The sequence below is a fragment of the Cryobacterium lyxosi genome (genome assembly GCF_004403345.1).
GTDB lineage: Bacteria > Actinomycetota > Actinomycetes > Actinomycetales > Microbacteriaceae > Cryobacterium > Cryobacterium lyxosi.
The window spans coordinates 190,536-204,322 of record NZ_SOGT01000015.1 but is presented as its reverse complement, the minus strand read 5'-3'; the positions used below and the strand labels follow the sequence as shown (position 1 = coordinate 204,322).

General features: G+C 61.0%; 15 protein-coding genes and 2 pseudogenes. 9 read left to right on the top strand and 8 right to left on the bottom strand.

Annotated features, from left to right (window positions below; translation table 11 throughout):
• Nucleotides 1–81: 81 nt before the first annotated feature.
• From E3T27_RS16640 to E3T27_RS14425, 4 genes are all read right to left on the bottom strand, one after another.
• A complete protein-coding gene (locus tag E3T27_RS16640; protein ID WP_158252419.1) occupies nt 82–225 on the bottom strand; it encodes a hypothetical protein in 144 nt (47 codons plus the stop codon).
• A gap of 117 nt (nt 226–342) precedes the next feature.
• Nucleotides 343–921, bottom strand: coding sequence for a hypothetical protein (locus E3T27_RS14435; RefSeq protein WP_134573548.1), 579 nt, complete (start codon nt 919–921; stop codon nt 343–345).
• On the bottom strand, nt 921–1,664 hold the full coding sequence (locus tag E3T27_RS14430; RefSeq protein ID WP_134573546.1) for a hypothetical protein: 744 nt from the start codon (nt 1,662–1,664) through the stop codon (nt 921–923). Before E3T27_RS14430 ends, E3T27_RS14435 begins: the two co-directional genes overlap by 1 nt.
• A complete protein-coding gene (locus tag E3T27_RS14425) occupies nt 1,661–2,029 on the bottom strand; it encodes a PadR family transcriptional regulator (RefSeq protein ID WP_134573544.1) in 369 nt (122 codons plus the stop codon). The genes E3T27_RS14430 and E3T27_RS14425 overlap by 4 nt, the downstream gene beginning before the upstream one ends.
• A 183-nt stretch (nt 2,030–2,212) precedes the next feature.
• On the opposite strand from E3T27_RS14425, the gene E3T27_RS14420 reads away from it, so the two are divergent.
• From E3T27_RS14420 to catA, 4 genes are all read left to right on the top strand, one after another.
• A complete protein-coding gene (locus tag E3T27_RS14420) occupies nt 2,213–3,157 on the top strand; it encodes a hypothetical protein (RefSeq protein WP_134573542.1) in 945 nt (314 codons plus the stop codon).
• A 36-nt stretch (nt 3,158–3,193) separates the two neighbouring features.
• Nucleotides 3,194–3,469, top strand: a complete 276-nt coding sequence (locus tag E3T27_RS14415; RefSeq protein ID WP_241991182.1) for a winged helix-turn-helix domain-containing protein — start codon at nt 3,194–3,196, stop codon at nt 3,467–3,469.
• A gap of 430 nt (nt 3,470–3,899) precedes the next feature.
• Nucleotides 3,900–4,448, top strand: a complete 549-nt coding sequence (locus tag E3T27_RS14410; RefSeq protein ID WP_134573540.1) for a hypothetical protein — start codon at nt 3,900–3,902, stop codon at nt 4,446–4,448.
• Nucleotides 4,449–4,908: 460 nt separating this feature from the next.
• A complete protein-coding gene (gene catA, locus E3T27_RS14405) occupies nt 4,909–5,583 on the top strand; it encodes a type A chloramphenicol O-acetyltransferase (protein WP_134573538.1) in 675 nt (224 codons plus the stop codon).
• A 105-nt stretch (nt 5,584–5,688) separates the two neighbouring features.
• Here the strand turns inward: catA and E3T27_RS14400 are convergent.
• Nucleotides 5,689–7,088 (bottom strand): IS3 family transposase gene (locus E3T27_RS14400; RefSeq protein ID WP_134573709.1). Its coding sequence is split into 2 segments (ribosomal slippage): nt 5,689–6,767 and nt 6,767–7,088, totalling 1,401 coding nucleotides; the frame shifts between segments, so codons are not numbered across the junction.
• 162 nt (nt 7,089–7,250) lie between these two features.
• Between E3T27_RS14400 and E3T27_RS14395 the strand changes: the two genes are divergently transcribed.
• Together E3T27_RS14395 and E3T27_RS17390 are read left to right on the top strand one after the other, a co-directional pair.
• Nucleotides 7,251–7,742: a GNAT family N-acetyltransferase gene (locus E3T27_RS14395; RefSeq protein ID WP_134573536.1), complete on the top strand. Its 492-nt coding sequence runs from the start codon at nt 7,251–7,253 to the stop codon at nt 7,740–7,742.
• 107 nt (nt 7,743–7,849) lie between these two features.
• A pseudogene (locus E3T27_RS17390) lies at nt 7,850–8,614 on the top strand (IS30 family transposase); the annotation flags it as partial.
• Here the strand turns inward: E3T27_RS17390 and E3T27_RS14385 are convergent.
• A complete protein-coding gene (locus E3T27_RS14385; protein WP_134573532.1) occupies nt 8,581–9,786 on the bottom strand; it encodes an IS110 family RNA-guided transposase in 1,206 nt (401 codons plus the stop codon). The pseudogene E3T27_RS17390 and the gene E3T27_RS14385 overlap by 34 nt on opposite strands.
• 226 nt (nt 9,787–10,012) lie before the next feature.
• Between E3T27_RS14385 and E3T27_RS14380 the strand changes: the two are divergent.
• Nucleotides 10,013–10,492: pseudogene (locus tag E3T27_RS14380) on the top strand (IS30 family transposase); the annotation flags it as partial.
• 44 nt (nt 10,493–10,536) lie between these two features.
• On the opposite strand, the gene E3T27_RS14375 reads toward E3T27_RS14380, so the two are convergent.
• On the bottom strand, nt 10,537–11,538 hold the full coding sequence (locus E3T27_RS14375) for an AraC family transcriptional regulator (RefSeq protein ID WP_134573530.1): 1,002 nt from the start codon (nt 11,536–11,538) through the stop codon (nt 10,537–10,539).
• Nucleotides 11,539–11,618: 80 nt separating this feature from the next.
• Here E3T27_RS14375 and E3T27_RS14370 point away from each other — a divergent pair, with 80 nt between their 5' ends.
• Together E3T27_RS14370 and E3T27_RS14365 are read left to right on the top strand one after the other, a co-directional pair.
• Nucleotides 11,619–12,461, top strand: a complete 843-nt coding sequence (locus tag E3T27_RS14370) for an NAD(P)H-binding protein (RefSeq protein WP_134573528.1) — start codon at nt 11,619–11,621, stop codon at nt 12,459–12,461.
• Nucleotides 12,458–12,946, top strand: a complete 489-nt coding sequence (locus E3T27_RS14365) for an anthrone oxygenase family protein (protein ID WP_134573526.1) — start codon at nt 12,458–12,460, stop codon at nt 12,944–12,946. The genes E3T27_RS14370 and E3T27_RS14365 overlap by 4 nt, the downstream gene beginning before the upstream one ends.
• Before the next feature lie 132 nt (nt 12,947–13,078).
• Here the strand turns inward: E3T27_RS14365 and E3T27_RS14360 are convergent, their stop codons facing one another.
• On the bottom strand, nt 13,079–13,735 hold the full coding sequence (locus tag E3T27_RS14360; protein WP_134573524.1) for a GDSL-type esterase/lipase family protein: 657 nt from the start codon (nt 13,733–13,735) through the stop codon (nt 13,079–13,081).
• Nucleotides 13,736–13,787 lie beyond the last annotated feature (52 nt).

Here is a 13,787-nt window from a genome sequence, read left to right as displayed (position 1 = left end):
CGAACCATCTCTTTGCATCACACTCTTTGTATCACGACCGATCATGCCTGCCTTGTAGGCATTCCCGTGCGGGCATCGTGACTACGTCGTCAGTGACGATCCGTCGCGCTGCTCGAGTTGTGTCAGCATTTCTGTCACGAACGGTGTGATGTCGACCGATTGGGTAGTGGGGGCATCGATTGTTTCGGGTCGGATGGGTGGAATGGGTGTTGCGCTGTCGGTCATGATGTCCTTCCGAGAGTCAAGTTCTCGTGAGCTTCGACGTGTGGCACGGTTTGCCTTTCACCGACGGGTCAGCGCGGCAACCACAGTGGCAGCCGAGCCGCTGATGACGGCGACTCGTCAGTGTTTGTTGTCGTTCCCCATGACGTGGACGGCGTAGCCCCAGCATCCCGCGTCGTCCCAGTGGTAGTCGGCGCCGGCTCCGGTGTCACCGTTGAGGGCGAGGCGGGCGGCTGCCTGCTCGGAAGCGGGAAGCGTGTCCACCCACGTCACTATATGCACGGCATTGTCGTTGTCCCTTTCCCAGAATGGTTCGAAGGTGTACGAGAATCCTTTGTCTTTCATGCAGGCCGCCGTGATCGTCTGCGTTTTCATCCACTCGCGCCCGTTGGCCTGTTCATCGGGGGTCATCGCTATGAAGGCGTCGGATGACAGCGGATCGACGATGTCGGACGGTTCGATCGAATCCGCGTCCGACGCTTCCGACGTTAGTGGGGTCTCAGTTAGCGCGGGGGTCATCGCGTCGTCGGGGAGGACTGCCGCGGCGGGGACGACGTCGCTTACTGCCGCGTGTGTGGCTGGCCGGTCCGCGTCTGCGTGGTTGAGCGTTGTTGCCGCGCCTATTCCGAAGACCGTCAGCGAGAGGGTGAGGAGCGCTGCGCCGACCACACCGATGCCGAGTGCGAGCTTCTTTTTCATCAGGCCATCTCTCCAATAGTTTTGAGTCGGGTGCTGGTGTCGGCCGGGGTGGTCCGGTGTTCCGGCCACCACCAGATCGCTGCCGCAGTGAAGAACAAGCCGAGCCCGACAATGAGGCTGTTGCTGGCAAGCTCCCACCCTGGCATCGTAAATGTCAGGGCTCCCACGGTGACGCTGAGGGAATAGAGCTGGAAGAGCCCAAAGTGAACGAGTCCAAAACTCGGAAGCACCATAACGAGCGCGCCCCCGACACGAGTGCGCGGGCGAAGCAACAACACCAGCCCACAGGCGGCGAGAGCAGTGAACGCTGCGATTGTTATGGCGGTCGCGGAGCCAGGTCGAATCTGCTCCGCTATCGTGCTGAGTACAATTCGGGTGAGTACGAACAATCCCCAGCCCAGCACGGCAGAAGCCGCGATCAAGACCAGCGACGATACGGCTTCCTCAATCCGAAGTCGGCGAAAGCGGGTCGGGTCCGCCAAAGCGACTTTTCTCCGCTGTGCGTGACGCCAGGTCAGGTCGGCCGGCGCGCCCCTCAGCGCACGGCTGAGAATCTCGCGAGCCGCCACGCGCGGCGTCGTTCCCGATTCATCGGCCCAGATCGCGTGTTCATAGAGGTCCGAGGCCAGTTCGTCCCGCCGCGTGGCAGCGACCTCGACATCAACTTCGCGGGTGTACCACGAGCACCAGCGAGAGACACGGGAAACGGCGTGATGATAGGAAGTGGACGTCAAGATACTCATGCGAAAGTCACCCCTGCCTGTGCAATGCGGGGCACGCTTGCCTCGGAGCGATGGGTTTCAGCCTGGGCTTTGACGAGGGCACGTGAACCTTCCGCCGTGACCGTGTACAGCCGGCGACGGGGCCGACCCTCGGATTCGGCGCTGGCCGGTTCTTCCCAGCTGGCATCGAGGATGCCAGATTCAGCCATCCGAGACAGCGCCTTGTAGAGGGTGCCGTGCGACGTGAGCGCGGAACCGTCGCGGGAGGAGAGATGCCTAGCCAAAGCGAAGCCATAAAAACTGCCATCGCTCGCTTGGAGCGCGAACCCGCTCTCTAGAATGTCAACCTCGATCGGAAAAAGTGTGCCGGGTCGTCTGCGCGCCATACGTCCCACTATAGGAAGATAGCTTCCGATAATCAAACCCCTCCCGCCTGGCCTAAGCCCAAACGTCCCGCATAGGGTTCGGCTTCCGGGCGACACCTAGCCCCTCTCCAGAATCTAGTTGCCCGATTACCTTGATTTGCTCTGTGACTTGCAAGATGGAAACTAGATGTAATATTGACAGTAATGCAGTGGGGCTTGACCAATTGGGGATACAAGATGAGCGATCAATCTGAAGACACACGCGATGCGATGACAGTTTCTGGAGCCACAGCTCATGCTCGATCACTGTTGAAAGCCGGGGAGTACGTTGGTGTCCGGGTTGGGGAGGCCATCGACGCGCGCACTCGAGCCGTTGCTGAAGCATGGATGGCCATGGCAACCCTCACCTGCGCCCTGACGTTGATCTTGAGTAGTGCAAGCGTGGTGGCCGAAGGTTGGACCGTGAGTCCCGGCATCGAAATACCCAGGCTCAACATTATTCATCTCCTCCTGGTTCCCTTTTTTGTAGCGTCCATGCTCGAGATGGGACTACGCGATCAGCTGCCCGCGGAGCATACTCGAGCGACTCGCCTTCACGGACGGCGGGTCTCGACTGCGTCTGCGCTCGCGCTGGTAGCGCTTCTCTTGCTTTCCCTATTTCCCGGTGGGATCTCGTTGCCAATTCTGGTCGGGATCGTTGCACTTGCCGTTTTGCCGCTCAGCACCCTGGCGCTCCGGTCTGCTCTGCGGGCTCGGGAAGCCGGTGTTCGCCGCTCGGCCGCCACATTGCTGGCGCCGTTGAGCGTGATCGCCCGTGTGGTGACACTTGTGCTCGGGAGCTGGCTAGGAGTGCTCGGCGCAGCAGCAGGGTTGTCCTCGTCCATTGCTTGGTCCATAGCGAGCGCGGCACTGATTCTTGCGATCATGTCCACGCGAGATAGCCGTTGGGGTTTATCCCGTCTCGCCCAAGAATGGGGCCGAGTCCAGTGGATCGCCTTTGGTTCTACTTTCCTCCTGATGAATGCCCTCGCCGCCGTGCTTGCCCGCACGGACTGGGATCTCACCATCGTCGGCTTCGTTGGTGGCATCTGCGTTGCAGCTCCGTTGGTAGTTGCGTCGTTCAGGCCCGCCCCAATCCGGGAAGCCTGAATGGCCGGCCACCCTCGGCACGATCTAGACGATGCCTTGCTCACACCGCTGCGCTTCTCGGTCATGGCCGCTCTGCGATCAGATGTTGAAATTGACTTCTCTTCCCTTCGCGATCTACTCGAAACCGACGACTCAGCCTTGAGTAAAGCAATCAGCACGCTAAAGACGGCGGGCTATCTGGTGGTGCGCAAGGGATACGTGGGCAACCGGCCGCGTACCTGGCTGACTGCGACACCGGCTGGGTCCGCGGCCATGAAAATCCACATCGCCGCCCTGCAGGCCATCGCAGCGGGGATGGCGCCGACGGCATAGATCAATGCCGCAGTCCAAACGCACTACAACGCTCCTGGATATGTCGTCGCGAATCGGATCAGGATTCCCGCAGAGGGTTCGGCTTGCGGGCAACATGCTCCGCGAAGCGACTTGAGCTGAATCACGTTTGAACGCGCCCGCTCAGCGTCCGGCTTGCGGGCCGTCCGTGCAGACTGTTGCAGCCGGTCTCCCTGATGATTTCCCCGAACGTGGGGATGTTCAGAGGTCAGTGCGCATCGATAGTTGTGCCGGATGCGTTGAACGTTCTTTAAAGAATGAACTTGCTGGGCAACATCGCGTGGAGACGGACGCCCCATGAAGACCGGATTTTCTCGACCCCGATTGGCCGGGCTCCGGACTCATGACGTCGCTCTATTCGAGCGGCTTGAGCGCTTCGGCATCCCTTTCACCCTTTGGGTAGCCTGAGATCATGTGGGACACCATGAGCGCCAGCCACGAAAAGCGCGAGGAACTGCACGAGGCATATGTCCGGGAATTGAAACCGGCGCAGGCGCATCTTCGGAATCGGTTGAGCGGGCCGGGCGATCCGCAACTCGACGGCAGCGTCGAAAGCCTGGACGCCGTGAACGAATGGTTCCTGACGCACATCAAGGAACCGAAAGAGACGGAAACGGCTGACCTGCCGTCCTGGTGGGACCCGGCAAGACCCACAGCCGAGAGCGGTGTTCCGGGAAGCGGTCCATTCACGTCAAGTCAGCTTGAACTGATCAATGAGGTGCAGGCATATCTCGGTGAAGTGTTGACTACCGCTATCCCCGATGCGCACTGGGTGATTTATAAGGGCCACAAGCGTGATTTCAGGAATGGGTTGACGATGCTAGAGGTGGGGAGAGGGCGACCTCTTCCCGTGCGTGATGTCGTATATAAAGAAGCGCTCGGCATTGTTCTGTCTGGACGCGAGGTGGCAGTTGACACGCTGTCTTCATGGGTGCGTGAAAAGTTGGCCGCATTGGCCTGAACTCAGGTGGGACACCATGAGCGCCAGCCGCGTGTGGCGTCATTTATGGCGAAACGTTGAACGCTTTCCAATGTCGGAGCGAGGTCCCGGTCGAATAACTCTTCGAACTCGTGCGGACGGTTTTGGCTGTCTGAGGAAATTTACATTGCGCGAGTCCGAGCCTTCGATCAGTCGACGGGGTCTGAACGAGCAGCTACGGCTGCGCTGCTGGAGCGCGACCTCTCCGGCTTGCCTCCGATTCGCGGGCTCCAGGGCCCCTTCGGTGAAGGGGCCGGGTTGCCCAATCCAGGTCCCTCGGCCGAGTACAGATTCTCAGGGTTCGCTGCCCGTTCAGGGTTCGGCTTGCGGGCAACTCGCTCAGCGAATCGACTTGAGGAATCACGCTTCAACGCGCCCGGTTACCGTCCGGCTTGCGGGCGCTCAGGATCGGTTGTGACGGCTTGGCCGCGAGGACGTCGGGATGGGGGAAGATGATTTTGTGGACTACAAAACACCCATTGACCTAGCTGCCTGGCCGCGTCGGGAACCTTTCGACCATTACCGAACCCGTGTTCCGTGCACGTACAGCGTGACAGTCCAGCTCGATGCGACCCGTTTTGTAGCCGCGCTGCGGGATACCGGCAGAAAAATCTATCCGGCACAAATCTGGGCGATCGCCTCCGTCGTGAACAATCACGAAGAATTTCGGATGACTGTCGACAAGGAAGGTCACCCGTCAATTTGGAATGTCGTGCATCCGGCGTTCACTGTGTTGAATCCCGACCGCGAGACCTTCGCGAGTGTCTGGGCCGACTATAACCAGGATTTCTCACAGTTCTACGACCAGGCGGTGGCGTTGCTGTCGACACATCGAACGGCGACCACAATGTTTCCTCAAGGCGACGTGCCAGAGAACATCTTCGACATCTCAAGTCTGCCCTGGCTGTCGTTCAGTGGATTCGAGCTGAACATCGCCCATGGACACGACCATTACCTGCCTATCTTCACTCTCGGTAAATACGTCGAGCAGGCGGGGCAAGTGACACTCCCGTTCACCCTGCAGATCCACCACGCTTCCGCGGACGGTTTCCATGCCGCCCGCTTCATCAACGAGCTTCAAGAAGTTTTCGACGCCAGCGCAAACTGGCTCGCATAAGCTCAGACACCATTTCCCGCAAAAGGTCCCCTTGTGGGTCGGGCACATCGGGATGTCTCGGTTGTCGCCGCGGAACTTGTCAAGGCGGATGAGACCAGTGGGAGTTTAGGCGGCTAGTTCGAGCCGTTCATTCTCGGTGGGTTTGTCGGCTGGTTTGTTGATCCATGCCGTCTCGGGAATGGACAGGATCTTTGGCGCCTGGGTTGTGCTGAATCGCTCTGGGAAGCGCGCTCGTGCCGCGTCCAGCGTCGCTGCTCCTTGGATGGCTTTCGCTGCTGCGAGGCCGTAGTGCACGTCGGCGGGCGTGTTCAGGCCGATCCCGGAATGGCGATTCTCGTGGTTGTAGCCATCGACGAACGAAGCCATGAACGTCTTCGCGTCGACGAGCGAGCCGAAGCGTTCGGGGAACGTCGGCGAGAATTTGAGGGTCTTGAACCACGCCTCGCTGTAGGGATTATCGTTGCTCACCCGAGGCCTCGAATGCGACTTGGTGACCTCCAGATCCGACAGCAACGCGGCGACGGTCTTGGACGTCATCGACGTGCCGCGGTCAGCGTGCACGACCTGCGGGACGCCGTGAATGCCGAAGATTTCCTTCATCATCTCCACCGCCAACTCTCCCGATTCCGACGCGTGAACATACGCGCCGACGATGTAACGGGAGTAAATATCGATCATCACGTAAGCATCGAAGTACTTTCCCTTAACCGGGCCAGCGAGTTTCGTAATATCCCAGCTGAGCACCTGGCCCGGTCCCGTGGCGATCAATTCGGGGATCGCCCGGGCCGGGTGGCGTGCCTGGCGGCGGCGGTCTTTGACCTGCTGGTTCTCGTTCAACACCCGATACATCGTTGATATTGAGCACAAGTACGTGCCCGCGTCGAGCAGCTGTGCGTAGATCTGAATCGGCGGCAGGTCCACGAACGAGTCCGAATTGACGACGTCGAGAATCTGCCGACGGTCGCTGTCACCGATTTTGTTCGCCGGAATCGGAGCCGGCCCGGCCACGGGACTGCGTGGTTTCCGGGTGGCTGTCGCCCGAGGGACCCCGACCAGGTCGGCCGCGACGCGAGTCGAGATTCCTCGGCTGGCTAGTTCGCGGTAAGCGGTCATTACGGCTTCGTATGCGGTGTTTCGTCCCGCGAGCTCTTCGAAAGACTTTCGAGTAGCTCGTGCATTTTTGACATGATCTCCAACGCCACCCCCGTCGTTTTTAGGCGCTGCTCGGTCTTGCTCAGCTGGCGGCGCAACCGGGCGATTTCAGCTTGCTCCGGCGTTAACTGGCCAATCTTCTCCCCAGGTTTCTTCCCCGCAAGAACACCCGCATCACGAAGCCTTCGCCACTCCGTGATCTGCGACGAGTACAAACCTTCGGTGCGCAGATACGCGCCGCCCTCGTTGTTCTTGATGGCCGCGTCATACGCGGCCAGGTACGCAAGCTTCTGCGCTGGGGTGAACGACCTTCTCGAGGTCGGACCACCAGCTCGGGGTCCGGGACTACTCATATGACTATCGTCGCGCACGGCGATCAAAGACGGGCTGGACATGGTGATGATTCCTGATTCTCGCCCTACGTCAAACGGCGGACTTGCTATTAGCTACTGGCCTCACCCAACCCTGGCACGTAGGGCCGGACCGCTCTGCTCGTGAGAAGTATTGTGGGACGCATGCTCCCTGCACTGCCGATCCGTATCTCTGCTGCATTGCCCACCTCCACCGAAGCCAAGAATGTGTCGACTCGGTATTACGAGGACCTTGTGGGTCGGTATCACCGTCGTCCCGCCACTCGTGAGGAAGTTCTGGATGCCGAAGCCGGATACCCCAACGGTGACCTCATCGCACCCACGGGGATCCTCTTGCTCGCTCGTCAAGGAGTCAGTGTGCTCGGCTGCGCGGGGATGCGGGTTCGCCCTAACGCCATCGGCGAGGTGACCCGAGTCTTCGTGGAATCTGCGGCACGAGGTAACGGATTGGGGCGTCTGCTGATGGAAGAGCTGGAACGCAATTCCCGAGAAATGGGAATCCGTACACTGCGGCTGGACACCCGCACCGACCTAGTTGAGGCGCGCGGCCTCTACGCGTCTCTCGGCTTCATCGAAGGGGATGCGCACAACGCGGACCCGTACGCGAACCACTGGTTCCGAAAGGATCTGGCATAAGTCATGCCGAGCAGGAACAGCCTGCAGCTCGTACCCGTCCCGTCCCGTAGAGGGTTGGCGGATTCAACTGGTCGTCGCAACACTCGATTTTTTGTGAGGTGTTGTACGTGTGGTCGAAGTATGAGTTGGTGGAGAAGCAGGCGCGGTTTTGGGTGTTGATGAGTGAAGGCTCGACGCTGACTGCAGCGTGCGATGCTGTCGGGGTGAATCGACGAACTGGACGGCGTTGGCGTCAAGCAACGGGTGGGCGGGTTCCTCTTCCTGAGGCAGAGAGGTCTGGGCGGTACTTGTCTTTGGAGGAGCGGCTGCGGATCGCGGACTTGCACCTGGGTGGCACCGGCGTGCGGGCGATCGCTGCCCTGGCAGGCCGGTCTGCTGCCACGATCAGTCGAGAGCTCGCTCGAGGCGGATCCAAGACTGGCCCGCAGGCACGGACGAAGTATGCCCCGTACGCGGCGCAGAAGCAGGCTGAGCTTCGTGGACGTCGTCCCAAGGCGAGCAAATTCGACCATTCGGAACTGGCTTTTTTGGTGCAGAAAAAGTTGTGCTTGAAATGGAGTCCGGAACAGATCAGTGATCATCTGGCTGCGGTGTTTCCCGATCGGCAGGAGATGCGAGTCAGTCCGGAAGCGATCTACCAGGCGCTTTATGGGGGCGGGCGGGGTGGCTTGCGCGGTGATCTGCATCAGCATTTGCGCACCGGCCGCGCCATCCGGCGTCCGAGACGGCCCGCTGCGAAGAACTCGGGCAAGATCCCGGACATGACCATGATCAGCGAGCGACCCGCGGAGGTTGAGGGCCGAGCCGTGCCGGGGCATTGGGAATCTCAATGTCTTTGTCAAGTAGTTGTGAGCGTGGGGAGGGGGACTCGTTCCTGATAAGTGGTGTGGTCGCGGAGCATGGCCCAGAGGACGTTGATGCGTCGGCGGGCGAGCGCAAGGAGGGCCTGTTTGTGGCTCTTACCTTCACGGCGTTTGCGGTCGTAAAAGGTCCGTGACGCGGGGCTGTTCTTCAAGCTCGAGAGCGCCGCGAGATAGCAGGTTCGGAGCAAGCGGCGGTTGAAGCGGCGGGGCCGGTGCAGGTTGCCGCTGATGCGGCCGGAGTCCCTGGGTGCGGGCGCGAGGCCAGCGACAGTGGCGAGCCGGTCTGCGGAATCGAACGCGTCCATAGTGCCCCCGGTCGCGGCGAGGAATGTCGCGCCGAGTAGGGGGCCAAAGCCGGGCATGCTGATGATGATTTCAGCGTCAGCGTGTTGCTGGAACAAGCTGGCGATCTGGGTGTCGAGTTCGGTCAGGGTGTGGTCCATGTTTTGGAGTTGGGCGGCGAGGCGGGCGACCAACATGGCGCCCATCGGTTGGGTCGTGAGGTTAGTGTGTTGGGCCTGGGCGGCATCGACGGCTTTGTTGGCGACGTTGGCGCTGTTGCGGCAGCCGCGCGCTTTCAGCCAGGCCTGGAGTCGGGTGCGTCCAAGACGGCGAAGCGCGTCTGGGGTTTGATAGCTGGACAGGAGCACGAGTGCTGCCTTGTTTTTGGAGTAGTCGAAAGCCCGCTCCAGTGCTGGGAAGTACTCGAGCATCACAGCGCGCAGGCGATTGATCGTGCGCACCCGATCGCACATCACGTCGTGTCGGTACGAGGTGAGGAGCTGCAGGTCGATGCTGGTGTGATCGCCCCCGCGCACGGGTTGAAGGTCGCGGCGCATGCGGGCCTGGTCAGCGATGATGGCCGCATCTTTGGCGTCCGTTTTGCCGTCACCGCGGTAGGTCGCCGAGGCGTGGTGAATGATTCGGCCGGGAATATAGAGCAGCTGTTGGTCGTGCGCGGTGAGGAGGCTGATCAGCAGTGCGGCGCCGCCAGCGTTGAGGTCGGTCGCCCAGGTCACAGGCTCGCCGTCGGCTAGGTCAACGACCGATGCGATGAGTTCCAGCAGGACGCTCTCGTCGTTCTCGACGCGTTCGGACAGGAGCTTTTTGCCTGCCTCGTCGATGACGACGCAGTGGTGTTCACGTTTGCCAGCGTCGATGCCGGCCCAGATTTTTGGCACAGAGTGTCCCTTCTAATGTGGAGTTATGGTCCCTGCGGATAACTGCGCCGGCACGTCCTTACACAGCGATCGATGTCGCAATTCTCAATCAGCGGTCGAGTCATCACACGGGCGACGGGCGGCCATTCCCAGTAAGCCGTCCAGGCGGCAAGGAGACCTCAGCCATACCCATCGCCCGAGGGTTGCCGGAACACTACTCCGCCTCCGACACTCACAACATCGTAAGGAAGGAGATCTAATCTTGGGGTCACACTGCCGGTCGGCGATCGCTACGTTGGTGGAGCGTCAGACCCGGTTCACCATACTCGTCCACCTTCCCGGTGATCACGGCGCGATCACGGTTCGTGAGGGGCTGTTGGCCGCCATTAAGAGTCTCCCCGAGCACTTGGTGAAGACTCTGACGTGGGATCAGGGCACCGAGCTGGCCCAGCATCGGCAGATCACGCTGGCCACCACGATGGCGATCTACTTCTGTGATCCGCATTCGCCGTGGCAGCGGGGCACCAATGAAAACACCAACGGGCTGCTGCGCCAATATTTTCCCAAGGGCACCGACTTATCCGTTCATTCGCCCGAGCGGCTGCTCGAAGTTGCTACCGAACTCAACAATCGACCCCGCAAAACGCTCGGCGGCATCACACCCGCTCAAGCCATGCAACGACTATTGTCAGAGCCAGAAAAGCCCATCGTTGCGACGACCGGTTGAATCCGCCGTTCCCCTGTGACACATCGGGTGGGTCAACGCCTGCCTCAACAGCTCGTGCTCGATCGGCGTGGCTCAAGGGTCGGCTTCGGTCCGTCAGCTCGTGTGGCTAGAGGAGTTTGTCGGTGGCGGCGATATTCGGTGGGGCTTACGCCGTGGTGGCGTTTGAAGGCGGTGCTGAGGGCGAAGGGACTGCCATAGCCCACCTGTTGGGCGATGTCTGCCGTTGTCCTACGGGGGTCTGAAAGCAGTTCGCCGGCCAGGAGCATCCGCCAGCTGGTGAGGTAGGTCATTGGCGGTTCGCCTACTGACGTGCGAAAACGGTGTGCGAGTGTTGCTCGCGAGACGGTTAGCTGTTGGGCGAGCGATTCGATGGTCCAGGGCGCATCTGGTGCGTCGTGCAGGAGCCTCAGGGCGTCAGACACGAGAGGATCGCGGGCGGCGGCGAGCCACCCGGAGGCGGATTCAGGGTGTTCGCGCGCCCAGCCGCGCAGCGCGTGCACGAGCAGGACGTCAAGGAGTCGGTCGACGACGCCGCCCTGCCCGGGCGCGTCAACAGAGATTTCGTCGCGGAGGAGGCGCATTAACGCCTCGTCGACGTGTCCCGCGGGGATAACCGCGACTGCAGGCAGTGCCGCAGCGACTACCGTGCCGATCTGAGCGTCAGATTCGTACGTGCCGATCAGCATGGTCGTAGTCCCTGTGGGCGAGTTGCCCCAGGTGCGCACTCCTTGCGCCATGCTGATGCTGACGTGGTCGCCGCCCTGAGTCGTGCAGACTTGTCCGGGGTGGATGACGACAAGCCCTTCGCGTTCGGGGTCGTCTGCAAGACGATATGGTTCCGGTCCGCGCACGATGGCGATATCTCCGGGTTTCAGGCTGACGCGTACCCGCTCGGTGACCAGAGATGCTTCGCCGGACAGTATCGCTATGAGAGTCAGTGGGGCACGATCTTGAACATCGATCGACCATGGCGGGTCCATCACGACGCGCAACGCAAACGCCCGCTGCGCGTGCGGGCCGCTGAGGAGATGAGTGAGTGCGTCCACCCTCCTACAGTAGACGATCACGAATGTAATCAACTCATTCAGCTATTCACCATCTACTCACCAACGTGTTGGCTATGAATATGACGAATTCACCAGTTCTTGTTCTCGGCGGGACCGGTCGCACCGGCCGTCGCATTACCGAGCGGCTTCGATCTCGCGGCGTGCCCGCACGGGTGGCCTCCAGGCGGTCCGTGCATCCGTTTGATTGGGCTCAGCCCGCGACCTGGGGTGCCGCGCTGAGCGGCGTTGGCGCGGTGTATGTCTGCTACTCCCCGGACCTAGCCTTCCCGGGCGTCTCGGACCTTATCGCGCAGTTCGCAGACCGAGCACGCGCTCACAAGGTGCGCCGGTTGGTCCTCCTGTCGGGCCGCGGCGAACAGGGCGCACGCGCCAGCGAGCGTGCGATCCAACAGTCCGGCATCGACTGGACGATCGTGCGATCGTCGTGGTTCGCCCAGAACTTCAGCGAGCATTTCCTACTCGGCCCGGTACAACGAGGCCGCTTGGTACTTCCAGCCGGCGCCGTGCGGGAACCGTTCGTCGATCTTGATGACCTGGCCGATCTGGCAACCGCCGCGCTGACCGAAGAGGGACACGCCGGTCGCGTTTACGAGATCACCGGACCGCGACTCCTGTCAATGGCCGACGTCGCGGCCGAACTGTCCCATGCGACCGGGCGACAGATTTGCTACCAGCCGAGCACCCCGGTGGAGTTCGTAGCGGATGTCGCTTTGGACGGCATTCCCGCTCCTGAAGCAGAACCGCTCGCTGACTTGTTCCAAGAAGTACTCGATGGTCGCAATGCATCGCTGACCGAGGACCTGGACATCGCACTCGGCCGGCCTTCGACCGACTTCGCGCTTTATGCGCGGCGCGTTGCCGCAACGGGCCTGTGGCACGAAAGATCAGCGGCTCACGCATGACAGAACTGTTCGGCACCGCCGTGACGGTCGCAGCGGCGGTCGGGGCTGGTGTCACGGGAGGGGTCTATTTCACGTTCGCCACAATCGCGTCTCCGGCCCTGCGCCTTCGTTCGGCCCCTGAGGCCGTGGCCGTGATGCAACGAGTCAACGAAAAAGCCCTTCGTCCTCCCTTCATGATCGTTTTCTTCGGGGGCGCCCTGGCCGCGTGCGCGGCAGCCGTCACCGCTATGCTCCAGGACGATAGCGCCGGAATAGTTCCCGTTCGCGTCATCGGCGCAGGCCTAACAGTGGCGTCCTTCGTCACGACAATCCTGTTTAACGTGCCGCGGAACAACGCGCTGTCCCGGATCAGGCCATCCGAGGGGGACGCCGCTGACGCATGGCGATCTTTCGACGCAGGTTGGAGTCCTGCAAACACGACTCGAGCCGTGCTGGCGATCACCGGCTCGGCGTTTCTCGCCTCGTCACTGGTCCAACGCCTTTAGCTAGAGCGCGAACTCTCACCATGCATCGTCTGAAGACGGGCCGGGCCTGCGCGCTCTCGCGTTTGATCGAATGTCGTTCGTTTCTCGCATGCGGATCGTCTGACGAGCACCCTGTCTCGTTTAGGGTTCGTCTTACGGAACGATCACGGGACTCGAAGCGAGTAGAGTTCGGGACTGCCCAAATTCCTCCGGCTTAATCCATTCGAGAAGTGGGGTCTGGATGATCGCGGCCAGCTGCTCGTAGCCGGCGGCGTCCGGATGATAGCCATCGCCCTCACGGACTTGGCGTCGCCAGACGGTGTTTGCAACTGTGCCGTCGAACCAGTCGAGATACGAAATTCCAAGTTCTATTGATTCATTCTGAAGGGCATTGCTGAGGTCTGAAATTCGCTCGTTCTGGTCGTCATCGTCGACAGCAGGCGGTCCGATGAATATCAACTCGGTAAGGCCACTGGCGACGCTAACGCTGCGAAGCGCAGCCACGCTGTCCACCCGGCTAACGCGCCTGTGCCCGTCTTCCACAGCCGTATCATTCACGCCGTATGAAACAACGATCCGCGGGAATTCGGCGTCCGCGAGCCGTGGCGTGACCTCTCGCGGCAGCCGTTCGCAGATGAGAAGCGAAGTATCGCGTCGAACGCCAAGGTTATATGTCGTCAACGGCAATCCGCGTCGGTGGGACTCATTAGCGATTCGACCAACCCACCCGAGACCGGTGGAGTCGCCGAGACCAGCGACGAAGGAATCACCGACGAAACACACACGCACATCACAACTGGAAGTAGGCATGACTTCAGTTTAGGAACCGTGCAAAATTCGTGCGCACATCGCATGCGGTAGC

What these genes read in the sequence shown, in the direction of transcription:
- E3T27_RS16640 (WP_158252419.1), bottom strand. Translation starts at nt 225, where the DNA reads ATGACCGACAGCGCAACACCCATTCCACCCATCCGACCCGAAACAATC.
- E3T27_RS14435 (WP_134573548.1), bottom strand. Translation starts at nt 921, where the DNA reads ATGAAAAAGAAGCTCGCACTCGGCATCGGTGTGGTCGGCGCAGCGCTC.
- E3T27_RS14430 (WP_134573546.1), bottom strand. Translation starts at nt 1,664, where the DNA reads ATGAGTATCTTGACGTCCACTTCCTATCATCACGCCGTTTCCCGTGTC.
- E3T27_RS14425 (WP_134573544.1), bottom strand. Translation starts at nt 2,029, where the DNA reads ATGGCGCGCAGACGACCCGGCACACTTTTTCCGATCGAGGTTGACATT.
- E3T27_RS14420 (WP_134573542.1), top strand. Translation starts at nt 2,213, where the DNA reads ATGCAGTGGGGCTTGACCAATTGGGGATACAAGATGAGCGATCAATCT.
- E3T27_RS14410 (WP_134573540.1), top strand. Translation starts at nt 3,900, where the DNA reads ATGTGGGACACCATGAGCGCCAGCCACGAAAAGCGCGAGGAACTGCAC.
- catA (WP_134573538.1), top strand. Translation starts at nt 4,909, where the DNA reads ATGGGGGAAGATGATTTTGTGGACTACAAAACACCCATTGACCTAGCT.
- E3T27_RS14395 (WP_134573536.1), top strand. Translation starts at nt 7,251, where the DNA reads ATGCTCCCTGCACTGCCGATCCGTATCTCTGCTGCATTGCCCACCTCC.
- E3T27_RS14370 (WP_134573528.1), top strand. Translation starts at nt 11,619, where the DNA reads ATGACGAATTCACCAGTTCTTGTTCTCGGCGGGACCGGTCGCACCGGC.
- E3T27_RS14365 (WP_134573526.1), top strand. Translation starts at nt 12,458, where the DNA reads ATGACAGAACTGTTCGGCACCGCCGTGACGGTCGCAGCGGCGGTCGGG.
- E3T27_RS14360 (WP_134573524.1), bottom strand. Translation starts at nt 13,735, where the DNA reads ATGCCTACTTCCAGTTGTGATGTGCGTGTGTGTTTCGTCGGTGATTCC.